Annotated in this window: 16 protein-coding genes and 3 pseudogenes; 4 read left to right on the top strand and 15 right to left on the bottom strand. The window is 72.0% G+C overall.

Features of this window, described 5'->3' with window-relative positions; all coding sequences use genetic code 11:
• Positions 1-613: pseudogene (locus AC08OJ_RS03805) on the bottom strand (hypothetical protein); the annotation flags it as partial.
• Between the two features lie 97 nt (positions 614-710).
• A complete protein-coding gene (locus AC08OJ_RS03800; RefSeq protein WP_476593906.1) occupies positions 711-986 on the bottom strand; it encodes a helix-turn-helix domain-containing protein in 276 nt (91 codons plus the stop codon).
• A 358-nt stretch (positions 987-1344) separates the two neighbouring features.
• On the opposite strand from AC08OJ_RS03800, the gene AC08OJ_RS03795 reads away from it, so the two are divergent.
• From AC08OJ_RS03795 to fxlM, 4 genes and pseudogenes are all read left to right on the top strand, one after another.
• Positions 1345-2250, top strand: a complete 906-nt coding sequence (locus tag AC08OJ_RS03795; protein WP_476595076.1) for an FxLD family lanthipeptide — start codon at positions 1345-1347, stop codon at positions 2248-2250.
• Positions 2251-2349: 99 nt separating this feature from the next.
• A pseudogene (locus AC08OJ_RS03790) lies at positions 2350-5403 on the top strand (lantibiotic dehydratase).
• Positions 5400-6659, top strand: coding sequence for a lanthionine synthetase C family protein (locus AC08OJ_RS03785; RefSeq protein WP_476594496.1), 1260 nt, complete (start codon positions 5400-5402; stop codon positions 6657-6659). Before AC08OJ_RS03790 ends, AC08OJ_RS03785 begins: the two are co-directional and overlap by 4 nt.
• A pseudogene (gene fxlM, locus AC08OJ_RS03780) lies at positions 6569-7869 on the top strand (methyltransferase, FxLD system). Before AC08OJ_RS03785 ends, fxlM begins: the two are co-directional and overlap by 91 nt.
• Before the next feature lie 267 nt (positions 7870-8136).
• On the opposite strand, the gene pspM reads toward fxlM, so the two are convergent.
• From pspM to AC08OJ_RS03715, 13 genes are all read right to left on the bottom strand, one after another.
• Complete coding sequence (gene pspM / locus AC08OJ_RS03775) at positions 8137-8919, bottom strand: phage shock envelope stress response protein PspM (protein WP_476593053.1); 783 nt, start codon at positions 8917-8919, stop codon at positions 8137-8139.
• Complete coding sequence (locus AC08OJ_RS03770) at positions 8916-9737, bottom strand: PspA/IM30 family protein (protein ID WP_476595075.1); 822 nt, start codon at positions 9735-9737, stop codon at positions 8916-8918. Before AC08OJ_RS03770 ends, pspM begins: the two co-directional genes overlap by 4 nt.
• Positions 9738-9785: 48 nt before the next feature.
• Positions 9786-9980, bottom strand: coding sequence for a hypothetical protein (locus AC08OJ_RS03765; protein ID WP_462188818.1), 195 nt, complete (start codon positions 9978-9980; stop codon positions 9786-9788).
• 179 nt (positions 9981-10159) lie between these two features.
• Positions 10160-10627: a Dps family protein gene (locus AC08OJ_RS03760; protein ID WP_476593054.1), complete on the bottom strand. Its 468-nt coding sequence runs from the start codon at positions 10625-10627 to the stop codon at positions 10160-10162.
• Positions 10628-10867: 240 nt separating this feature from the next.
• On the bottom strand, positions 10868-11179 hold the full coding sequence (locus AC08OJ_RS03755) for a helix-turn-helix domain-containing protein (protein ID WP_476593055.1): 312 nt from the start codon (positions 11177-11179) through the stop codon (positions 10868-10870).
• Between the two features lie 121 nt (positions 11180-11300).
• Positions 11301-12602 carry a competence/damage-inducible protein A gene (locus tag AC08OJ_RS03750; RefSeq protein WP_476593056.1) on the bottom strand — a complete coding sequence of 434 codons (1302 nt, stop codon included), beginning with the start codon at positions 12600-12602 and terminating at the stop codon, positions 11301-11303.
• Entirely contained in the window at positions 12592-13296 is a 705-nt protein-coding gene (locus tag AC08OJ_RS03745; RefSeq protein ID WP_476593057.1) for a CDP-alcohol phosphatidyltransferase family protein, read from the bottom strand. The genes AC08OJ_RS03750 and AC08OJ_RS03745 overlap by 11 nt, the downstream gene beginning before the upstream one ends.
• Positions 13297-13390: 94 nt before the next feature.
• A complete protein-coding gene (locus tag AC08OJ_RS03740; protein ID WP_476593058.1) occupies positions 13391-14944 on the bottom strand; it encodes a MiaB/RimO family radical SAM methylthiotransferase in 1554 nt (517 codons plus the stop codon).
• A gap of 4 nt (positions 14945-14948) precedes the next feature.
• The gene (locus AC08OJ_RS03735; protein WP_476593059.1) at positions 14949-15818 is read right to left on the bottom strand and encodes a helix-turn-helix domain-containing protein; all 870 of its coding nucleotides are present in this window, start codon (positions 15816-15818) and stop codon (positions 14949-14951) included.
• 106 nt (positions 15819-15924) lie between these two features.
• The gene (locus AC08OJ_RS03730; protein ID WP_476595074.1) at positions 15925-18459 is read right to left on the bottom strand and encodes an FtsK/SpoIIIE family DNA translocase; all 2535 of its coding nucleotides are present in this window, start codon (positions 18457-18459) and stop codon (positions 15925-15927) included.
• Between the two features lie 390 nt (positions 18460-18849).
• Positions 18850-20535, bottom strand: a complete 1686-nt coding sequence (locus AC08OJ_RS03725; RefSeq protein WP_476595073.1) for a ribonuclease J — start codon at positions 20533-20535, stop codon at positions 18850-18852.
• Positions 20532-21557 (bottom strand): 4-hydroxy-tetrahydrodipicolinate synthase, encoded by a 1026-nt coding sequence (gene dapA, locus AC08OJ_RS03720; protein ID WP_476595072.1) that lies wholly within the window; start codon positions 21555-21557, stop codon positions 20532-20534. The genes AC08OJ_RS03725 and dapA overlap by 4 nt, the downstream gene beginning before the upstream one ends.
• Positions 21558-22069: 512 nt before the next feature.
• Complete coding sequence (locus tag AC08OJ_RS03715; protein WP_476595082.1) at positions 22070-23200, bottom strand: acetate/propionate family kinase; 1131 nt, start codon at positions 23198-23200, stop codon at positions 22070-22072.
• Between the last annotated feature and the right edge of the window lie 39 nt (positions 23201-23239).

The following is a 23239-nucleotide window of genomic DNA, read 5'->3' as shown; positions in this document are numbered from 1 at the left end:
TGAGTGATCGTGCTGACCGGGTGGCTGCGGTTGGCGGCCGTGGCCGAGGCAAGCTGGACCAGGCGCAGCGCCTCACCCGCGCGATCGGCGTGTTTGGTCGGGTCGAGGCCGTGCAGGTGAGGGCCTGGTGTGCCATGTCCAGCAGCACGTCTACGGCGAGGTCCGGGGCGCGGGGGTGGTCGTCGGCACGGCGGGCGGTGTCCAAGGCGTAGGTCCACAGACGGCGTGCGGCGTCGTGGTCCTCGACGTCGTAAGCCATCCACCCGGCCATGCTGGCCAGCTCGGCGACCGCGACCAGCAGCCGAGTTCGGACCTCCGGTGCGCAGACGGCGTCCTCCAGCCGGCGCACCTGGTGCAGTTGCGTGATGGCCGCAGCGCGGCACAGCCCGCCGCCGTGGGCGAAGTCCGAGCGGCGGAATCCGTCGGTGATCGCCTCGATCGCGTCGACATCCGCGGCGCCGATGCGGGGCCTGCTCACCGGTTCGACCTCACCGGGCAGTAGCGCGCCCAACCGGGCCAGCTCGGGATGCAGGCTCGATCCCAACGTGGCGGCTGTGACCAGGGTGAGGAAGTCCCTGCGCTCCAACCAGCTCACCTCCTCCTGTGCCACCACGCTACCCGGGTCCTCGGCCGGGAAGCCGAGCAATCGCGGTGGGATGCGCAGGCGGGTGGCCAGACGGGCAGCCAGCTTGACGTGGGTCAGCCGACGCTCACCCCCGCTCCACAGCCGAAACCCGGGACTGGGACAGATCCAGCAGGTCAGCGAGCTGGAGCTGGGACAGCCCGGTGTGCTGACGGACTGCGGCGAACACCGCGCCGAAATCGTAGCGGGCCAGCGCGGCGCGCAGGTCCGCGTCCTCGTAGAACCCGTCCGGGATCGGCTTGCGGAACCCCGCGGCGCGGGTGCACGAGCCGCACATCCGGTCGGTGGCGGTGGCCAGCACGGTGCCGCAGAACCGACAGCGTTGTCGTCCTGGACCAGTCATGGCTCGCCTTCCGCTCCCGAACGGTGTTCGCGCAGGTTCACAGCGTAAACCCCAGCTCTTACCAGTCGGTCGTGTCGAGCCCGCGATGTCAAGCCCCAGTGGGGCTAGCACCGCTGGGGATCGGAAAGGCCGGTGCGGACCGGGATGGTGATGGACATGGCCACGCCGCTGACGATGACCGACCAGGCCCCACCTAAGCCGATCCCCGCTGGTCCGCGCCGCTGCGCGGGTGGGGCCGGACTCGTCAACGATGGGGACGGCGGCGGCCGACGCAAGCGCCCGGTGGCCCGACTCGGAGCCCCGACCTGGGTCGGGCCACCGGGTTTCCATCCCGGTGCCGCCCGCCGGACGCCCACTGATGATCTTCCCCACCGGCGGCGGTCGGCGAGGTGCTTGCTCGTGGCCCGCGGGCGTGATCGGGGTGCGGTCGCTGATGGAGGAACGGACGACGGCGCGGCCCACGGGACCGGTAGCGGGATGGTGGTGGGGCACCAACTGGCCCGGCGGCACCTTCTGTGCCGGCCGCGCCCACGTGGTGCATCCCGCCCAGCCCGCCTCCGGGTTGTGCGGGCTGCCGGTAGACGACGTGTGGGAGCGGCGCTCGCCGATGCCAGAGCACCTGTGCCCGGACTGCTGTGTGCTGGCGATGGCCACCTCTTACCCGCCGTTCCCGCCATCCCCAGCGCCCCCGCTGCCGCACAGGCCGGAAAGCATCGGCAGGCCGCTCCCGGCGCCCGAGGCACCGGCCGAGAAGACAACCCCGCTGCCCGCCGGCCAGATCCACCTCAACGACCTCATGGTGCTCCCTGGCCGCGGCGAACTGTCCTCGGTCATCGGAGTCTGGCCGTGCTCGGACCAGCACACACGCCTGCTGTACGTGTGCACCGCCAACGGCGACTGGGCACACCGGCGCACGGACAGCCCGCTGCTGCGCGCCAGCATCCGCTCCCCGGCCGGCCGCAGTCAGCCGACCCGCCGGACGAGCACGCAACAGGTTCCTGGCCTGGAAGTCCTTGCCCCGCAATGCCTCCACCGCCAGGTTAAAGAATATCCACCCGTCAACAACGAAAGGTTCACCATGACCGCAACCCTCGCCACCGAGACCCCGACCACGCCGCCCCCAGCCACCGAGGACCCGTTCGCCCTCGACGTGCAGATCATCACCGACGTTCCGCCCGGCCATCCGCTGGCCGGTTGCAAGGGCAACACCGACGACGGCTGTGACCTCACCTGCGCGTCCGCGTGCGTCACCGGCGGCGTGTGAGATCCGCTGCCCGGATGCGCGGCACCGGGGCCGGGGGCGACGTCCTCCGGCCCCGGCGCTGCCCCACTCGCCCGATCTCGACAGCCCTTGGAAGACCCGATGCGTGCCAGCGACAGAAAGCCGCTCTACCGACACGTCGACGTCGCGTTGCTGCGGGCCGCAGCAACTCCGCTGACCGACACCGTGGACTCCTGGCCCGACCTGACCGACATCGGCGGATGCCGGCGTTGGCTGGAGGAGATGTGGTCCCGGCCCGATCTCGCCGGTGCCGTGCGCCAGGCCAGCCCGTCCCTGGGGGAAGGCGTCGACGCCATCCGCGCCGGGCATGTCGTGAGCGACAAGCAAATCCGCAGCGCCACCCTGTCCACCGCGCGGTACCTGTTGCGCAGCATCGGCCGCCCCACCCCGTTCGGTCTGTTCGCCGGTGTGGCGCCGGTGGTCTTGGGAAGGACGGCCCAGGCGGACTGGGGCGAGGAGCATCGGGGCGTGGCTCGTGTCAACACCGGGTGGCTGGCCGACATCATCGCTCGGGTCGAACGGTGCCCCGAACTGCTGGAACAGCTCGATGTGGTGGTCACCGACCTCGCTGTCCGCCGCGGCGGGCGACTCGAAGTACCGCAAGGGCCGAACAGGGTGACCATCCGCTACACCCGCGCGGTCGCGGCCGTCCACGACCTAGCGGCAACGCCGGTCCGGTTCGGGGCGCTGATCGACATGCTGGCCGAGGACTTCACCGCCTCCCGACCCACCCTGCGGGGCATGCTCACCGAACTCGTCTGGCAGGGCTACCTGCTGACTAGCCTGCGTGCCCCGTTCACCGTCACCGACCCGTTCGCCTACCTCATGGACCGGCTGCGCGACGCCGACGCCGTCTCCATCTCGGACATCGCGCCCCTGGTTGGTGACCTCGACACCATCCTGGCCGAGTTGCGCCACCACAATCACGAGGTGACCACGCGGGCCGAGCAGAGCCGTATCCGCGCGACGGTCACCCGCCGGATGAGGCAACTCTCGCCGGAGGGCCGCACCCCGCTCGCGGTGGACCTGCTGCTCGACTGCGCGGTTCGGCTGCCCAACCAGGTCGCCCAGGAGATGGAGCGGGTCGCCAGCGCGCTGCTGCGCGTGACGCGGCAGCCGACCGGCGAAGCAACCTGGCGTGATTACCACTCTGCCTTCGTCGACAAGTACGGCACGGGCACGATGGTGCCGCTGGCCGAGGTGCTGGACCCGGATGCCGGCCTGGGGTATCCGGTGGGGTATCGCGGGAGCGTGCTGCCCACGCCGCCACCGGGGATCTCCGAGCGCGACGAGCGGCTGCTGGTGCTGGCCTGGCAGGCGATGGCCGACGGCACCCGCGAGATCATCCTGACCGACGACGTGATCGGCGAGCTGACCGGCGAAACGTTCGACGACCGGTACATCCCGCCGCACGTGGAGTTGTCCGCCCGCATCCACGCCGCCACCACCCAAGCGCTGGATCGGGGCGACTTCCTGCTCACCGTCGCGCCCGCCCGCTCCGCCGGCACCCTCACCAGCCGGTTCACCCCGACGGCCACCGGGTCCGGCCTGGCGCGGGCGTACCGGGCATTGCCCGCCGCCACCGCCGGGGCGCTGCGGGTGCAGATGTCCTTCGGGCCGCTGTACCCGCACGCGGAGAACGTCTGCCGCGTCCCGGCCTACCTCGACCACGTGCTCCCGCTGGGCGAACACCGCCAGCCCGGCGACGACAGCCTGCTCACGATGGACGACCTGGCCATCACCGCGACCCGCGACCGGCTGCACCTGGTCAGCATCTCGCGTCGTCAAGTGGTTGAGCCGCAGGTGTTCCACGCGCTCGCACTGGACAAACAGCCCCCGCCGCTGGCCCGGTTCCTGGCGCACCTGCCACGGGCGTTCTCCGCCGCCTGGTACCAGTTCGATTGGGGACCGCGCGTCCGGCTGCCGTTCCTGCCACGGGTGCGCTACCGGCGCACCGTCCTGTCCCCGGCCCAGTGGCGGCTTGCCCCCGACGATCTCCCACCCGGCCAGGCCGGTCCTGGCCAGTGGAGGCAGGTACTCGACCGGTGGCGGCGTCGCTGGGACTGCCCTGACGTGGTCGAGCTCCGCGACGCGGACCGCACGCTGCGCCTCACCCTCAACGAGCCCGCCCACGCCACCCTCCTGCACGCCCACCTCAAACGGCACGGCCAGGCGATCCTGTACGCGGCCACCCCGGCGGCCGACTACGGGTGGATCGACGACCACGCCCACGAAATCGCGCTGCCCCTGGTCACCACCTGCCCCGCTGCACCCGGCCCGCTGCACGGCCTCCTACCCGCCGTGACGAACACGCACGGGCACCTGCCCGGCGCCCCGGACGCCACCTGGCTCTCGGCGAAGCTGTTCACCCATCCCGAACGGATCGGCGAGATCGTCGCCGAGGCGCTTCCCGGCCTGCTGGCCACGCTCGACACACCCGCGTGCTGGTGGCTGCGATACCGCAGCCGACAGGAGACAGACCACCTGCGCCTGCGGCTGCGCACTACCCCCGACTGTTACGCACAGTACTCGAACGCAGTCGGGGAGTAGGAGCAGCGGATGCGCCAAGCAGGACTGGCCGGGCGGCTGGTGATCGACACCTACTCCCCGGAAGTCGGCCGCTACGGGCACGGCGAGGCACTGGACGCCGCGGAGAACGTCTTCGCCGCCGACTCCGCCACCATGGCCGCCCTGCTGCGGCACCAGCCCACCACCGAGGTCGACCTCGGGCTGGTGGTGGCGAACATGGTAGGCATCGTCAGCGGGTTCTTCGGCGATCCCAACGAGGCGATGGACTGGCTGGCCGCCCGGCCGGCCCCGGCTGCCGCTGCGGCCCTCGACCGGGCGGTGGCCGAGCGAGCGACCCGGCTGGCCACCGACCCGGCCGGGCTGTGGTCGCTGTCCGGCTGGACCGTCGACATCGGGCCGGCGTGGGACAACCGCGCCGACGCGCTGGCCAGCTACCACAAGGCGCTGCCACCGGAGGCGAACACCGACGTGGTGCTGGAGTCGCTGCTGCGCATGCACCACAACCGGGCCGTCGGCATCAACCGGGACAGCGAACGCACCTGCCACCGCCTGGCCCGGCAAGCCGCGCTCACCTGGCGAGCCCGCCGTAGCGGTGGTGCCCGGTGACCTACACCGACCCGTACACGCCACCGCCCGAGCAGCATCCCGCACCCGGCTGGGGTCAATCCCTGGCAGACGGGGCCGCCGGGCTGGCGCTGCTGCACATCGCCTATGCCCGCGCCGGGATCGGAGGCTGGGCCACCGCCCACCAATGGGTCAAGGCCATGACCGCCGAACCCGTGGCCGCGGACACAGGCGCCGGCCTGTACCGGGGCGCCCCAGCGGTCGCGTTCGTGCTGCGCACCGCCGGCCAGCCCGTCTACACCGGCGTCCTGCACACCCTCGATGAGCACATCGCCGCGATCACTTGCACCCGCCTGGAGGCAGCGCACGAGCGGATCGACCGCGGCGAACTGCCCGCGCTGCGGGAGTTCGACCTGATCAACGGGCTGACCGGACTCGGCGTCTGCCTGCTTCAAGCCGTCCACGCCGACCCGCGCCACCCCGGCGGCGACCTGCTACGCGACGTACTGACCTACCTGGTCCGGCTGACCGGCCGGACCACCGTCGACGGGGCCACACTGCCCGGCTGGTGGACCGCGAATGGGCCGTCCGACCAGCCCGACCTGTGGTGGCCCGGCGGCCACGCCAACCTCGGCATGGCGCACGGCATCGCCGGACCGCTGGCGCTGCTGTCCTCCGCCATGATCGGCGGCATCACCGTGCCCGGACAGGCCGACGCGATCGAACTCACCGACTGGTTCCTCAACTCCTGGCGCTGCGGCTCGGTGATCATCCCCTGGTGGCCCGGCATGATCTCCGCCCGCGAATGGGTCAACGCCGCCGCCGACCAGCCGGGTCCGCAACGCCCGTCCTGGTGCTACGGCGCCCCCGGCCTGGCCCGCGCCCGCCACCTGACCGCCCAGGCACTGGACACCCCGAACAGGGTGGCCGACGCCAGGGCCACGCTCGTCGCGTGTCTCACCGACGAGGCTCAACTCGCCCAACTCGGCGACGACTCGCTGTGCCACGGCTGGGCCGGGCTGGTGCACGTCTCCCGCCGGATGCTCGCCGACACCGAACCCGGCGGCGAATTCGCCGAGGTCCTGTCCCGGTTGGAACACCGCTGGCGTCACCGCCGCACCCAGGCGGCCCGAAAACTATCGGAGGTGAGGGGGATGCTGGAAGGCGACGCCGGAATCGCGCTCACCGATCTGCCGCCGGGCACCGGATGGGACGTCTGCCTGCTCACCGTCCCGCCCACGGCCGGACCAACGCACTCGCCCGTATCCGCAAGTACATACACGGAAGGAACCGGATGACCAACGCCACCAGCACCCGCCCCGAGGACCTGCGCGAGCAGATGATCAGCAACATCCGCACCGCTGGTCACCTGCGCTCCGAGCGCATCGAGCAGGCGTTTCGGGCCGTTCCCCGGCACCGGTTCGTTCCCGCAGCCTCGGTCGAGGAGGCGTACGCCAACAAGGCGATCACCATCAAGCCCGGCGCAGACCGGCCCGCCAGTTGCATCTCCGTGCCGACCGTGGTGGCGATGATGCTCGGCCAGCTCGACCCGCAGCCCGGCGACCGCGTGCTGGAGATCGGGCCGGGACCGGATACAACGCCGCCCTGCTCGCCGAACTCGTCGGCGACGGCGGCAGTGTCACCACCATCGACATCCACCCCGACGTCACCGACCACGCCCGCCGCGCCCTGGCCGAGACCAGCTACGACCGAGTGCGGGTGGTCACCGGCGACGGCGCCATCGGCGACGCGGACCACGCCCCCTACGACAAGATCATCGTTACGGTCGAGCCGTGGGACCTGCCCCCGGCCTGGTTCGACCAGCTCGCCCCCGGCGGTACGCTCGTGGTCCCGCTGCACTGGCGGGGCCAGGCCCGCAGTGTCGCCTTCGCCCGTCAGGACACCCATCTCCGGGCGGAAAGCAGCCAGCTCTGCGGGTTCATTCCCATGATCGGTATCGTGTCGACCGGCGAGCAGACCGGCACGATCACTGACAACGTGGACCTGTACTGGGATGCCGACCAGAACATCGCCCCGGCCGCCCTGCACGAGGTGTTCACTGGACTCGAGACCACCGTGTGGTCCGGCGCCTCCGTCGTCGCCAACGAGCCGTTCGACCACATCTGGCTGTGGCTGACCGCCACCTCACCCGGCACCTGCCGCATCGCCGCCGAAGACGAGGCCATCGAGTCCGGGGGCTGCCGCCCCGCGTTCACCTACCGCACCCCCGCGATCGTCGAGGGCGACTCCCTAGCATACCTCATCAAGCCCCGCCCCGTCGACCATCCCGGCCCGAACGGCGAACGCCGCTACGAACTCGGCGCCACCGGCCACGGCCCCGCCGCCGCCCAGCTCGCCGAGCGGCTGGTCGAGCAGATTCGCCGCTTCGACCGCGACCGCACCGCCCAGCCCGTCATCACCGCCTACTCTGCCGGAACGGCCGACGAGACCCTGCCCACCGGCGTGGTTATCGACAAGCGCCACGTCCGCATGGTCGCCACGCCCTGACCGGTCACCGCGCCGACGGCCCCCAGCATCGAGAACGTGGTGACCACGTCTGGCTGAGCAGCCTCCTGAATCGCGGATTCGTCTAAACCCCGCACCAGCTACGACTGCACCGGAGCCCGCGCCGAATACGGCGGTCCGCACTGTCAACACCTCAGCGGCCGCTGTCTGGACACCTTCATCACCAGATTCCCCTGTCCAGCTCAGCGCAGGTCCTTACTGAAATCTTCGCTGGCAACCGACACCCGGGATCACCGTCGACATCCGCGATCAACCGGAAAGTTCACGCAGAGCAGCTGCATAACTGCGCAGAGCCTCGATCTGCTGGGTCAGTCGGGCCAGGTCCGGCGAGGACGCGACCACCGTGCCCACGACCTCGCTGGCCGCTGCCAGCAGGTCGTCCAGAGTGGCCACCGACGCCGACATTCCGGCCACCAGGTCCTTCCTCGTCGCCAGGATCTCGGCTCGTCGAGCGGGATGCGTCACCGCCCGGGCCGCCCTTTCACACGCGACGACCCGCCTGGCGGTGACCCGCAGCCCGTCCACCAGATCGGCGGCGCCGGCCACGGCCGCCCGCACCGGGCCGCGGGCGGCGCCGGGAGCAAGCGTCCGGGCCATCGCGACGAGCGCCGCCAGACCCGCCTCGCCACGGCGCAACGGCTCGGCGACCGCCGAGTGCCGCAACGCCCAGGGCGGCGGAGCGGGGGCGCTCGGCAGGGCGAACCCGCGGTCCTCCCACCGGATCACGGCCGTCTCCCAGCCGGCGAGACCCGCCCTGATGATCGCCGCGCCGCCCACAACCAGCCAGCCCCAGCCGTCCACGACGGCGGCGACCGGCGTCACCGCGGCCACGGCGGTCCATCCGAAGGCGGTCACCGCCGCCCGACGACGCGCCCACCGGACGCCACGCCCGGCGCGCCGTTCGGCCCGCAGCAACGACCGGCGTTCGACATCGGCACGCACCCAGTCCGGCAACACCGGCCGCAGTGCCCCGCCCGGCACCCCGTCCCACCCCGGCCAGCCGGTCACGGCCGGTCCCGCCTTCCGACTCACGGCGTCCCACCGCCGGTGGGCTTGACCGCGGAACCGGATGACGCCGCGGAACCGGATGACGCCGCGGAACCGCCCGCGCCAGCGGGAAGCTGGCCCCCGGCCGCCATGTCACCGCGCAGCTCGGCGAGGCGGGAGGAGGCCCGGGCGTCCATGGTCGCGCGCCGCACCTCGATCATCCGCGCCTCCATCCCCTGGGAGGCGAGTTCATGGCGCCCGAGAGCGACCGCGTAGCGCTGCTCGACCTTGTCGCGGATCTCCCCGAGGGTGGGCGTGTCCCCCGCCGGGGCGAGCGAGGACATCCCCTCCATCGCCTTGGTCATCTGCTCCTGCATGGCGGCGTGCTCGATCTGTGTCAGCAGGCGAGCACGCTCAGCGAGATGGCGTTGCATCCGCACGGTGTTGTCCTCGACCGCGGTCCGGGCCTGCTGGGCCGACGCGGCGGCCTGGCGGTGCAGGTTCTTCAGGTCCTCCAGCGATGCCTCCGCCGAGACCAGCTGGCTGGCGAACGCCTGGGCCGTCTCCTCGTAGCCGGCCGCGGTGGCCAGATCGCCGGCCGCTCGCGCGTTGTCAGCCAGCAGCAACGAGGACCGGGCGGACTCGGTGAGGTTCGCGACCTCGTCCACCTGGCGTGCCATGCGCATCTCCAGCTGACGCTGGTTACCCACGACAAGCGCCGCCTGCTGGACCAGCGCCTCGTGCTGCTGCCGGGCCTCCGCGATGGCCTGGTCGATCTGCACCCGCGGGTCGGCCTTCTCGTCGAACTTCCGGTTCGCCGAGGCCGACAGATAGCGGTAGATCTTGCGGACGACATTCGCCATACATCGATCGTCGCACGCCGGAGCCGCGGCAGTTACCCCGCGGCGGACTCAGACGGGCGGCTGCAGCGCCGTGCGGCCGCGTCCCGCGCAGACCAGACATGCCCGGCAGGCCGGCACAAAGCCGCCGCGCGCGGTGGCGAAGACCACCAGCAGCTCGCCCAACCCGTTACAGCTCTTGCACACCTGGACCAGCCGGCACTCCGACCAGCCGTCATCGTCCTCCGGCCACGCGGGGGTATTCACGCGATCTTCTTTCCCTGCGGGCCATGCCCGGGAGCCCGCCCGGGAACGACGATCGACACCAACCTGCGCCACGAGAACTATCTCGGGAGAGTCGCAGAGGGGTCCGCCACCCGCCACCAGACAACCCCTTTCGGGGGATGGCCCTTTCGGGGGAGGGCAAACCGCCCCCGGCGCGGGACTCACACCATCGCCTGGAACATCCAGTGCTGCTCCTCCAGATCGTGGACGATCTCGATGATCAGGTTCTGGGTGACCGGGTCGGCCTTCTCGGTCGCGTCCATGCGGGTACGCATCCTCGTGACCACCCCGGCAAGGACCTCGGTCGTCTGCCGGATCACCTTCTCATCCGGGATGTACCCCACCCCCACTCCCGGCAGGTGGGTGCCTCGGGCGACCGTCGAGGACTGACCGTCCGGGTTGACCCCGATCGCGACGGCACGTTCGGCGGTGGCGTCCGCGTAACGACGCGCCAGGTCGACGACCTCGTCGAGTTGGCGATGCACACTGCGGAAGGTGCGCCCGGTGACGTTCCAGTGCAGCTGCTTGGCGGACAGGGACAGGTCAATCAGGTCGATCAACGTGCCCTGGAGGGCCTCACCGGTGACGCTTCGTGCCCCGTCGGACAACGGGCTGCGGATGGCGCTCATACTCGACCCCTCTCACGCCGGAGACATCTGCTCCCTGCGGCGTGCCCCGTGAAGAGATCCGTATGCGTCCAGAACGCCCCGGCGCCCAGCACAGCCCGACATCGCGAACGAGACACCTACCGAGACCTACCTCATCGAGACCTACCTCATGAACGGAGCGCACGTCATGAACGGAGCAGACCCCGAACGTGAACGGGACAGCCGACGCGGCGGGACGCCGGAAGACGCCGGACGCCCAACTCAGGCCGCCCGGTCGACGACCGCGGCGCGGGCGGGAACCACCACGGTGGGCGCGCCGACCCGCGCGGGCACCGCCAGCTCGGCGAGCTCGAGATCCTCACTCACCTCGCGCAGCAGGTCCGCGAGCCGTACTCCCAGTGCGTCACAGATGGCGGCAAGCAGCTCGGAGCTGGCCTCCTTCTGCCCACGCTCAACTTCCGAGAGGTAGCCGAGCGACACCCGTGCCGCCGACGACACCTCCCGAAGCGTGCGGTGCTGATCCTGACGGCGGCGGCGCAACGCCTCGCCGAGCATGCGTCGGAGCAGGAGCATCGAGCCTCCTCCTTCGTCCGCGGGATGCGTTCACCGTATACCCACCACCGCAACCATCGGGCCCTCGTTGATGGGACTGTAACTGTGTAGGCACCTCAGGTCCGGCGATTAGTCTCGCGCGTCAGGGCGCGCCGTCGCCGGTTGTGGTCATCTCGCTGCTCGGCAGCCCGGCGAGCAGCCGACGCACCAGGTCCAGCGCGGACACCACCGCGTAGGTGCGGATGCGCGGCCGGTCCCCGGGCAGCCGTACCGACCGGGTGACGGTGCCATCCGGTCCGGCCAGGCCGATATGCAGCGTGCCAACCGGTTTGTCCTCCCGTGGCCGCGGGCCCGCGACTCCCGTGGTGGACAACCCGTAAGTGGCGCCCAGCCGAGACCGGACCCCCGCCGCCATCGCGGCGGCCGTCCTCGACGACACCGCGCCCCCGGCGGCCAACAGACCCTCGTCGACACCAAGCGCCGACGCCTTGACCTCCGTGGCGTAGGAGACGATGCCGCCACGGAACGCGACGCTCGCACCGGGGACGTCGGTCAGCCGCCCGGCGAGCAGCCCCCCGGTGATGGACTCCGCGACGGCCAGCGTCGCCGACCGCTGGACGAGCAGCCCCAGGACCACGCCTTCGAGGGAGTCGTCCGCACCGCCGTACACCCCGGCGCCCAGCGCGGTCCGGGCCGCGGTCTCCACCGGTGCGATCAGCATCTCGGCCTCGGCCCGATCCCGGGCCCGGGCCGTGATACGCACCCGGGTCTGGCCACCGCTGGCCAGGAACGCGATACGCGGATTGCCGATCGGGGCAAGCCGGTCGACCTCGTCCGCGAGGGCCTCGGCGACGGCCGACTCCCACATGCCCGCCGTGCGCAGCACCCGGTGGACGACCACCGCGGGCTGCCCGGCCCGGCGCAGGATGTCGGGCAGCACGCTGGCGGTGAACATGTCGTTCATCTCGAACGGCACACCGGGCATCGCGTAGACGACGCCGGTCCCGATCTCCATCCGTATCCCCGGGGCTGTTCCGGCGCCGTTCGGCAGCGGTTGTGCCCCCTCGGGCAGGTCCGCCTGCCGGTAGTTCATCTGGGGCACGCGCCGGCCACCGTCACCGCGGCCCAGGTCCCGGAACCGTCGCCGCAGCATCGACTCCAGGAAGTCGTCCCGGCGCAGGCCGACGCCGGCCGCGGCGGCGATGCCCTCGCGGGTCAGGTCGTCCTGGGTGGGACCGAGCCCTCCGGTCATGATGACGACGTCAGCCCGGTCCAGTGCCACCCGGATCGCCGTGGCGATCATGTCGATGTCGTCACCGACGACCGTCGACGTCGTGACGGTCACTCCGACATCGGCCAGCTGCCGACCCAACCAGGCCGCGTTGCCGTTGACGATGTCGCCGTAGAGAAGTTCGTCCCCCACCGCCAGCAGCTCAGCGCGCATCGGTCCGCCCCTCCGTCTTCCTGGTGGTCGGTCCGGCCGCCGTTGACGGGGCGGACCCGGCCGGCCCGGCCCCCCGGTGACGTACCGGGGGGCCGGTGCCGGGCGAGAGGCCGGTGGATGGCGCGCCCGTCGGCGGGGTGACACCGCCGGGATCCCGCGCGGCCCGCCGCCGCAGCGCGAGAGCTCGACAGACATAATCGATCCCGGTGACCATGACGACCACCACGCCGGCCGCGAGGATCACAGCCCGGCTCGTGGCGGCAACACCCGCCAGCGGAAGCACGTAGAGACCGATCGCGACGTTCAGCAGCAGGGTCTTGGCCTTGCCCCCACGGCTCGCCGCGATCACCCCGAAGCGGATCACCCACAAGCGCAGGAGGGTGACGCCGACCTCCCGCAGGAGGATCAGTACGGTGACCGGCCAGGGCAGCTCACCGAGCACGGACAGCGAGATCAACGCGGCACCGGTCAGCGCCTTGTCGGCGATCGGATCGACCAGGATGCCGAAGTCGGTGACGAGGTGCCAGCGGCGGGCGATGGAGCCGTCGATCTGGTCGGTCACCGCGGCCACCGCATAGGCGCCGAAGGCGGCGTACCGCCAGGTATGCCCGTCGGGCCCGGCGAACAGGAAGACCACGAAGACCGGCACCAACACCAGCCGCACGATCGTCAGCAGGTTGGCGACATTAACCACCGGGGCCGCAGGGACTACCGGGGCAGAAACGGGCTCCGCGGGGAGCGGCGACGGCCCTTCGCCGCGCTCCCCCTGGCGTCGGCGCCCGACGCCGTCACGTCCCATCCGCGACGCCCCGGCCCACGAGGGCCGCCGCCCGATCCGGCGCCGGCCGCGCGACCGCGGCCGTGGGACGGGCCCGATCGAGCACCGCGGTGAACTCCGCGATCAGATCGACACCCTCGGTGGTGACCACCCGGGCCTCGACGAGATCCCCCACCCCGAGGCGCTCCGGCCCGTCATCCGCCGCGCCGCCCGGGGACAGGCGCACGGCGCAGCCGCCGTCGACCTCCGCCTGCTGGTGGGCGGCGCAGCCGGTGGCCAGACCACCGGCGACCTCCTCCACCAGAACCTGTACCCGGGAGCCGATCCGCGCGTCCGCCCGGGCGGCGGTCAGCTGCTCGACGAGGTCGGTGACGCGTACCCGCCGACGCTCGATCAGCTCATCGGGGATCTTGCCCATCAGCCCGGCGGCCTCGGTACCCTCCTCGTCGGAGTAGCCGAACACGCCGACGGCGTCGAGCTCGGCGGCCTCGAGGAACTCCGTGAGGATGTCGACATCCTCGGGGGTCTCCCCCGGGAACCCGACGATGACGTTAGATCGCGCCCCCAGGTCGGGCGCCAGCGCGCGGGCGCGGGCGAGCAGGTCGAGGAAATGCCCACTGCCGCCGAAGCGGCGCATCCGGCGCAGCACCGGCGGGCTCGCATGCTGGAAGGACAGATCGAGATAGGGCGCGAGGCCCGGAGTGGTCAGCAGTACCTCGAGCAGCGACGGACGCATCTCGGCGGGCTGCAGGTAGACCGTGCGCACCCGGACAATACCCGACACCGCCGCGAGTTGCGGCAGCAGCTTCTCCAGCGCGCGCAGATCCCCGAGGTCCTTGCCGTAGGAGGTGGAGTTCTCGCTGACCAGGACCAGCTCGCGGGCACCCTGACCGGCCAGCCATTCGGCCTCGGCGAGCACGTCATCGGGCGACCGCGAGACGTGGGAGCCGCGAAACGACGGGATCGCGCAGAAGGCGCAGCGCCGGTCACACCCGCTGGAGATCTTCAGGACGGCGACCGGCCCGGTCGTCAACCGCCGGCGCAGCGGAACGGCTCCGGCGGGCACCGCGCCCGGCGGGAGAGCGGGCGCGGCCCGGTCCACCGGGGTGATCGGCAGCATCGTCCGCCGGTCACGCGGGGAGTGCGCGGGCACCGGGGTACCGGCCAGCACGGCCGCGAGGTGCGTGGCGATGTTCGGATAGGCATCGAATCCGAGGACCGCGTCCGCCTCGGGCAGACTCTCGGCGAGCTCGGTTCCGTACCGCTCGGCCAGGCAGCCCACGGCCACCACCGCGCGCGGACCCGGGCCGGCGCCGTCCGCGGGACCGGACGGACCGCCACCGGCCCGCAGGTCGTCCGCCGCCAGCAGGGCGTCGATGGAGTCCTTCTTCGCCGCGTCGACGAATCCGCAGGTGTTGACGAGCACGGCGTCGGCGTCGGCGGCGTCGGAGACGAGCTCCCACCCGTCCGCGCCGAGCCGAGCGGCCAGCTCCTCCGAATCCACCTCGTTCCGGGAACAACCGAGCGTGATCAGAGCTACCCGGCGATGGAGACGTGTGGACACCAGGTCAGGCTACCGGGGCCGGCGCGGGCGGTGACGCGGCCACGAGACCGCTACGCTGTTCGTCGCCGACCTCGCAGGCGCCGGAAGCGGCGGCGCTCACCCGGATCGTCACGACCTGCCCGGGTCCGCCCGGCGCCCCGAGGCTCCTGCCGTTACATGACACATCGACCGCACCGGCATTGCCCACCTTGATGTGCAGGGCCCCCGACGCCGTCACCGTCCGGCTGTCGCCGGACTGCAGGAGCTGGGAGAGCAGGACCTGCTCGGCGTCGTCGCGCACCTCCAGCCAGCTCTGCGCGCCGCGTACCGCCAGGACGACGTTCACCCCTGTCGGCGCGGGCGTGGTCGCGGTGGGAGCCGCCGGGCTCCTCGAGGCCGGCGGGACGGTCACGGTCGGGGTGAGCCCCACGGCCCCGCCCGGCCCCAGCGCGGCCCTGTCGTCCGAGGAATCGGAGGAACCTGGCAGCAGCAGCGCGAGAGCCGCGATGACACACACCACGACCAGCGAAAGGATCATTGCCGGACCCCACCGGAACCCGCCGCGCCGCCGGCGGGACTCCCCGCGCAGCGCATCGAACTCGGCCGAGGGGACGATCATCAACGGGCCGGTCTGGTGCTCGTGCGAGGCGTCGTAGGCCGCCAGCACCGGCCCGGGATCGAGCCCGAGGGTGGTGGCGATGCTGCGCAGATGCCCGCGGGCATACACCGTGCCGCCGCACTGCGAGAAGTCGTCCTGCTCGATCTGATCGATCAGACCCGCCCTGACCCGGGTGCGCTCGCTGACCTGGGAGACCGTGAGACCGCGGTCACGCCGTGCCGCTGCCAGGATGGACCCGACGCTGTCCCGCGGCTGCGGACCGTCCACGGACTGCATGAGCGAACCTCCGCAACCGTCTTTTCCGCCTACCGTGGACGCGAGGCCTTCAGTTTACGGCGCGTCCCCCGGCGCTGAAAGCGGGGACGTTCCATCGGAGGCTTCCTCATCCGTTACGCAGGGTTATGAGCAGACCCTCCAACTCGTCCGGCATGACCAGCACGTCACGCGCCTTCGAGCCCTCACTCGCGCCGACGATGCCCCGGCTCTCCATCAGGTCCATCAGCCGCCCGGCCTTCGCGAACCCGACCCGCAGCTTGCGCTGCAGCATCGAGGTGGAGCCGAACTGCGTGCTCACCACGAGCTCGACGGCCTGCAGGAAAAGCTGCAGATCGTCTCCGATCTCCTCGTCGATCTCCTTCCTGGCCTCGCCGCCAGCGTCGAACACGTCCTCCCGGAACGCCGGCGGCGCCTGTTCCTTCGTGTGGTCGACGATGGCCGCGATCTCGTCCTCGGAAACGAAGGCACCCTGGATACGGGCGGGTTTGCCCGCTCCCATCGGCAGGAAGAGCGCGTCCCCCAGGCCGACGAGCTTCTCCGCGCCGGCCTGGTCGAGGATCGTCCGGCTGTCCGTCAACGACGCCGTCGCGAAGGCGAGCCGGGACGGCACGTTCGCCTTGATCAAGCCGGTCACCACGTCGACGGAGGGCCGCTGGGTGGCGAGCACCAGGTGGATGCCCACCGCCCGGGCCATGGCGGTGATCCGGCAGATAGAGTCCTCGACGTCGCGCGGCGCCACCATCATCAGGTCGGCGAGCTCGTCGACGATGGCCAGGATGTAGGGGTAGGGCACGTAGACACGTTCGGATCCCGGCGGGGCAGCGATCTCACCGTTACGCACTTTGCGGTTGAAGTCGTCGACGTGACGCACCCCGCACGCGGCGAGGTCCTCGTACCGGTTCTCCATCTCCTTCACGACCCATTGCAGCGCATCGGCCGCCTTCTTGGGATTCGTGATGATCGGCGTGATCAGATGGGGAATACCCTGGTAGTTCGTCAGCTCGACTCGCTTGGGGTCCACCAGCACCATGCGCACCTGGTCAGGGGTGGCCCGGGCCAGCACCGAGGTGATGAGGGTGTTGATACACGTCGACTTGCCGGCTCCGGTCGCCCCGGCGATGAGGATGTGCGGCATCTTGGCCAGGTTGGCGAGCACGTAGCCGCCCTCGATGTCCTTGCCGAGACCGACAACCAGCGGATGCGGGTTGCCGGTCGCCTCCCCGCTGCGCAGGACGTCGCCGAGCGACACCAACTCCCGGTCGGTGTTGGGAATCTCGATACCGACCGCGCTCTTGCCCGGGATCGGACTGATGATCCGCACGTCCGGGCTCTTCACCGCGTACGCGATGTTCTTCGTGAGCTGGATGATCCGCTCGACCTTGACCGCGGCACCGAGCTCGACCTCGTAGCGGGTGACCGTCGGTCCCCGGGTGAAGCCGGTCACCTGGGCGTCCACTTTGAACTGGGCGAACACGTCGGTCAGCGAGGCGATCACCCCGTCGGTCGCGGCCGAGCGGGCCTTGGGCGGCGTACCGGAGCGCAGCAGGGTCGGCGACGGCAGCCGGTAGTCACCGTCGGCCGGGGGGACCAGATGCTCGATTTCGCCGCCGAAGTCCGCGGAACCCGGACCGGGGACACCGGTCGCGGTGTCCGCCGCACCCGCGGTCGCCCGGGCTGTCCGGGCCCGGGCCTTGCGCGGCGGACCGGGCGCGGCCCCCGCTACCGGTTCCCCGCCACCGGCGGCCGCACCGCCCGGATCGGGGGCCGTAGTCACGTAGCCGGTGTCCGCCTCCGGGCCGGCGAGCTCGCCGAACAAGTCGAGGGCGAGGTCCCCGGCGGGCGGCCGGGCGGCCGGCCGGGCGACGTCGGCGGCATCGGCGACGTCGAAGACCTCACCATCGCCCGGGGGCGTTCCCCTGGGCGGGGTCGCCCGACCGCCGCGCCGACGCCGGCCCGTACCCGCCGCCCCGGCCGCGAGCAGGCCGTCGGACAGCTCCGAATCGTCCTCGGGGTCGTCGCGGAAGTCCGCGTCCTCGTCGTACTCGCCGGCGTCCCGGGCGGGACCGCGCACCCCGATGGTGAGCCGATCGACGAGCTCACCGAGCCGCTCGGGCACCTGGCGGACAGGGGTCGCCGTGATGACGAGAACGCCGAAGAACGTCAGCAGCAGCAGCAGCGGAACGGCGACGTACGGCGTCACCGCGCTGGCCAGCGGAAGGCCACCGAGCAGCCCGACGAAGCCACCGGCCGCCCGCATCCGGGCGACGCCGTCCGAGAAGTCGGGCAGGCCACGAGCGATGTGCACCATGCCGAGCAGACCGACGGCGACCGCCGTCCACCCGATCACCACCCGGCCCCGGCTGCCCGGATCGGTCGGGGACCGGACCAGCCGCCACGCGGCGCCCAGACCGAACAGCGGCAGTGCCCAGGCGCCGGCGCCGACCAGCAGCTCCAGGACCGCGGCCACGTACCTCCCCAGCGGCCCGGCGGCGGAGAACCACACCGAGGCAGCGGCCAGGATCGCCCCGCCGAACGCGGTCAGGCCGAGCCCGTCACGCCGGTGCCCTGGATCGATGTGCAGCTCACGGGCGCCCCGGCCGGCCCGGCGCAGCACGGTGCCCAGCGCCGTCGCCGCGCCCATCCACAGCCGGTAGACGCTCTTGACGACTGTCTGGCCGATCAGCAGCGACAGCGGGGGGCGACTCGCCCGGGCCGGTGGACGGGCCGGTGTCCTACCGCGGCCGGCCGCGCGGGACCCGCCTGACCGGCCGGAGCCGCCCGACCGGCCGGAGCTGCCCGACCGGCCAGCCGCCGTCGATGCGCGTGCCTTGCCGCCCTGACCGCCGCCCCGCGGGGTACCTTCACCCCGCGAGGTGCCTTGACGCCCACCACCGCCCCCCGGCCGGGACGTGGCCGTCTCCGTCTGCGCACGCGTCCGCGCGCCACTGGTCCGTGTGGCCACCGTCGAAACGGTACACACGAGCGTGCCCGAGTACTGGCAACCCCGACGAACCGGGCGCGCCGCAACGCCTCAGACCTCGAGAACCACCGGAACGATCATCGGGCGGCGCCGGTAGTTCTCGTTGACCCAGCGACCGACCGTGCGCCGCACGAGCTGCTGCAGGGCCGTCAGATCGTTCATCCCGGTGCGCATGGCGTCCACCAGCCCGTCGCTGACCAGTTTGGAGACGGAGTCGAAGGTGCCCGGCGCATCGGAGAAACCGCGGGCAGAGAGATCCGGGCCGACGACGACCTTGCCCGCCGCGGCGTCCACCACGACAGTGATCGTGATGAAACCCTCCTCGCCGAGGATCCGGCGGTCCTTCAGGCTCGGCTCACCGACGTCCCCAACCGCGGCGCCATCGACGTAGACATAGCCGCAGGGAACAACGCCGGTGATCCGCGCCCGGCCGTCGAGCAGGTCGATGACGATGCCGTCCTCGGCGAGCACCACGTGGTCCGGGGGCACCCCGGTCGCCTCGGCGAGCTTGGCGTGGGCCCGCAGGTGCCGCCATTCGCCGTGGACCGGCATGACGTTGGACGGCCTGGTGGCGTTCAGGACGTAGAGCAGCTCGCCCGCCGGGGCGTGACCCGAGGTGTGAACCTTCGCCACGCCCTTGTGAACGACCTTGGCGCCGTAGCGGGTCAGCCCGTTGATCACCCGGAACACCGCGTTCTCGTTGCCGGGGATGAGGCTGGAGGCGAGCACGACCGTGTCGCCGGCCTGGATGCGGATCTGGTGATCCCGATTGGCCATCCGGGACAGGGCCGAGAGCGGCTCCCCCTGGGAGCCCGTGGAGATCAGGCAGATGTTGCGGTCCAGCAGCGCGTCCACGTCCCGGGCGTCGACGATCAGACCCGGTGGCACCTGCAGCAGCCCGAGGTCGCGGGCCACTCCCATGTTGCGGACCATCGACCTGCCCACGAAGCAGACCGACCGACCGTGCTCCTCGGCCGCGTCGAGCACCTGCTGCACCCGGTGCACATGGCTGGCGAAGCAGGCGATGATGATCCGGCGGGTCGCCTCACGGAAGACTCCGTCGAGCACCGGGGCGATCTCCCGCTCGGAGGTGACGAACCCGGGCACCTCGGCGTTGGTCGAGTCGGACAGCAGCAGGTCCACACCCTCGCGGCCGAGCCGCGCGAAGCCCCCCAGGTCGGTCAGCCGGCCGTCGAGCGGCAGCTGGTCCATCTTGAAGTCGCCGGTGTGCAAGACGAGCCCGGCCTCGGTGCGGATGGCCACGGCCACGGCGTCCGGGATGGAGTGGTTGACCGCGAAGAACTCGCACTCGAACGGCCCGAAGGCGTGCCGCTCCTCCTCCCGGATCTCCTGAGTGACCGCCTTGACGCGGTGCTCGGCGAGCTTCGCGTTCATCAGCGCCAGGGTGAGCCGGGTGCCGATCAGCGGGATGTCACGCCGTTCCCGCAGCAGGTAGGGCACCGCCCCGATGTGATCCTCGTGTGCGTGGGTGAGGATCACCGCCTCGATGTCGTCGAGGCGATCCCGGATGGCGGCGAAGTCGGGCAGGATCAGGTCGATCCCCGGCTGGACGTCCTCCGGGAACAACACCCCGCAGTCCACGATCAGCAGCCGGCCGGCGTGTTCGAAGACGGTCATGTTGCGACCGATCTCCCCGACCCCACCGAGCGGGATGATCCGCAGGCCGTCCGCGCGCAGCGGCGGCGGCGGGCCGAGGTCGGGATGCGGATGGCTCATGAGACCTCACCCGCCGCGGCGACGGCCAGCCCGACAGACGAGGCGGGCCCGGACGAGACGGGCCCGGACGAGGCGCCTGCCGGCGCGCCCGGTGGCCCGGCGACGTCGAGGACCGCCTCGGCGAGGTCCGCCCGCAGCCGCGCGACCTCGGCGGGAGCGGCGTCCACCAACGGTGGCCGGACCGGCCCCGCGGGCAGCCCGGCCAGCCGCAGCGCGGCCTTGGCCAGGATCACGCCCTGGCTGCGGAACATTCCTTCATACGCGGGCAGCAAGCCCTGATGCAGCGCGATCGCCCGACCCACCTCACCGGCCCCGAAGGCCTCGATCATGGCACGGATCGCGGGTGCGGCCACGTGCCCGACAACACTGATGACTCCGCAGGCCCCGATGGACAGCAACGGCAGGTTGAGCGCGTCGGTGCCGGAGTAATACGCCAGACCGGTCCGCGCCAGCACCCAGGAGGATGCGGGCAGATCGTCCTTAGCGTCCTTGACCGCGACGATACGCGGGTGTTCGGCCAACCGCACCAAAGTCTCCGACGCCACCGGGACCCCGGTCCGGCCGGGGATGTCGTAGATGACGACCGGTAGCCCGGTCGCCTCGGCGACGGTGACGAAATGCCGCAGCAACCCGGCCTGCGGTGGCTTGTTGTAGTAGGGCGTCACGACGAGCAGGCCGTGCGCGCCCGCGGCTTCGGCGGCCCGCGCCAGTTCCACGCTGTGCGCGGTGTCACTCGTCCCGACACCGGAGATCACGCGGGCGCGGCTTCCCACGGCCTCGACGACGACCCGCACCAGGCGGTCCTTCTCCTCGTCGGTGGTCGTCGGAGACTCCCCGGTGGTGCCGTTGACCACGAGCCCGTCGTTGCCGGCGTCCACCAGACGGTTCGCGAGCTCCGCGGCACCCGCCTCATCGAGACCGCCGTCCGCCCGGAACGGCGTGACCATCGCTGTGATCACGCGCCCGAACGGCGCCGGCGGCAACATTGACATACCGGTCACGCTAGACAGCACCTCCGACATCACCTCTGGCGACCGACATCACCCGCCGGACCGCCGAACCTCCGCGTTCACTCCTCCGACACCGCCGGGCCGGCACCGGTCCATCCTCCGCCCACGCCGGCTTTCCCGCTCCGCCGGCCCGAGCCGTGCCTGCTCCCCGGACTCGCCACAAGCGACCGGCGCGAGACCCGCGGGGGCCGCTGGGCCACCGCACGCGGATACCGTCCGCCCGGCCCGGGGACGGCGCACCGCGCGGTGTCGGGCACCGCGACCGGGTCGAACGCCGATCGGACCCCGCCGTCACCGGATGGAGACGGATCGCGACCGGCCGGGCCCCGATCGGGGACGACCGGACGACCGGCGGGGACGGCAGCGCACCGGAATGCACCGCACCGCACAGCACCGTCCCACTCGCCGCGACAGAGCTTTCAGAGTACCGCCACCGGATCGTCCGGGCGGTGCCATCCGGCGGCGCGCGGGTCCGCCAGGATCGCGCCCGCCATCCGGGACATTACCGTAATGCCAGACTACCGTCACCCAATGCCACCGGCGAGGGCCGCCCGGGTCCCGCGGGCGATCTCCAGGTCCTCGCGTGCCTCGATCACGAGCGTGCGCACGGCGGCCCCCGGCACGCCGATCTCGCGCTCCGTGCCACCAGATGGGCCCGTACCACCGGCCCGGGCCGGATCGTTACGCTCGGGATCCACCGCCACGCCCAGGTAGCCGAGTCCGGCCGCGGCCCCGGCCCGCACGGAGGCGGAGTTCTCCCCGACGCCACCGGTGAACACCAGGGCGTCCAGCCCGCCCAGCGCGGCGGTCATCGCGGCGATCCCGGCGCGCAGCCGGTGCAGGTAGACCGCCAGCGCCAACGCGGCGGCCGGCTCACCCGCGGCAGCGCCGGACTCGACCTCCCGCATGTCCGCCGTCCCCGCGAGCGCGCGCAGCCCCGCCGAGGTGAACAGACGATCGGTGAGCTCGTGCGCGCTCAGTCCCGCCTCCGTCTGCAGCCACAGCAGCGCGCCGGGATCCACGGTGCCGGACCGGGTGGCCATCACCAGGCCCTCCAGCGGGGTGAAGCCCATCGTGGTGTCCACCCCCACCCCGTCGAGAACGGCGGCGAGCGACGCGCCCGAGCCGAGATGACAGGTCACGATGCGCCGCGCCCCGGCGAGCGCAGCCGCCCGCCGGGAGACGTGGGCGTGGGACAGGCCGTGGAAGCCGTACCGGCGGATGCCGTACCGCTCCCGCCACTCGGCCGGGATGGCGTAGGTGATGGCCTCCGCCGGCATCCGGCTGTGAAACGCCGTGTCGAAGCAGGCGACCTGCGCCACCTCGGGCACGGCCGCCCCGACCTCGTCGAGGGCGGCGAGCGCCGCCGGCTGGTGCAGGGGGGCGAGGGCGGTCAGCCTCCGCAGCCGCTCGGCCACGGCCCGGTCGACGACCACGGGGGCGGTGAAATCCGTCCCGCCGTGCACGATGCGGTGCCCGACCGCGCCCGGCTGGCCACCCTCATGGGTGAGCTCGCGCAGCGCGGCGACGACCCCGGCCGGGTCCGCCCGACCGGCTGGCGCGGTGAGATCGCGCGCGGCGAGCAGGGCGTCGTCCGGGCCGATCAGCCGCAGCTTGAGGCTGGCCGATCCGGCGTTGACCACCAGGACGTTCATCGCGACGGGGCGGGGCTCGGTAGGGGCGGGGCTCGGTAG

The sequence above is a fragment of the Frankia sp. CgKIO3 genome (assembly GCF_977946435.1).
This window is presented reverse-complemented; position numbering and strand designations above follow the sequence as displayed.

Bases quoted from the DNA above. Each gene is read 5' to 3' on its own strand.
- AC08OJ_RS03800 (WP_476593906.1), bottom strand. From the start codon at position 986: ATGACTGGTCCAGGACGACAACGCTGTCGGTTCTGCGGCACCGTGCTG.
- AC08OJ_RS03795 (WP_476595076.1), top strand. From the start codon at position 1,345: ATGATCTTCCCCACCGGCGGCGGTCGGCGAGGTGCTTGCTCGTGGCCC.
- AC08OJ_RS03770 (WP_476595075.1), bottom strand. From the start codon at position 9,737: ATGGCGAATGTCGTCCGCAAGATCTACCGCTATCTGTCGGCCTCGGCG.
- AC08OJ_RS03760 (WP_476593054.1), bottom strand. From the start codon at position 10,627: ATGAGCGCCATCCGCAGCCCGTTGTCCGACGGGGCACGAAGCGTCACC.
- AC08OJ_RS03755 (WP_476593055.1), bottom strand. From the start codon at position 11,179: ATGCTCCTGCTCCGACGCATGCTCGGCGAGGCGTTGCGCCGCCGCCGT.
- AC08OJ_RS03750 (WP_476593056.1), bottom strand. From the start codon at position 12,602: ATGCGCGCTGAGCTGCTGGCGGTGGGGGACGAACTTCTCTACGGCGAC.
- AC08OJ_RS03735 (WP_476593059.1), bottom strand. From the start codon at position 15,818: ATGCAGTCCGTGGACGGTCCGCAGCCGCGGGACAGCGTCGGGTCCATC.
- AC08OJ_RS03730 (WP_476595074.1), bottom strand. From the start codon at position 18,459: ATGGGCGCGGCGACGGCGCTGGGCACCGTGCTGCGCCGGGCCGGCCGG.
- AC08OJ_RS03725 (WP_476595073.1), bottom strand. From the start codon at position 20,535: ATGAGCCATCCGCATCCCGACCTCGGCCCGCCGCCGCCGCTGCGCGCG.
- dapA (WP_476595072.1), bottom strand. From the start codon at position 21,557: ATGTCGGAGGTGCTGTCTAGCGTGACCGGTATGTCAATGTTGCCGCCG.
- AC08OJ_RS03715 (WP_476595082.1), bottom strand. From the start codon at position 23,200: ATGAACGTCCTGGTGGTCAACGCCGGATCGGCCAGCCTCAAGCTGCGG.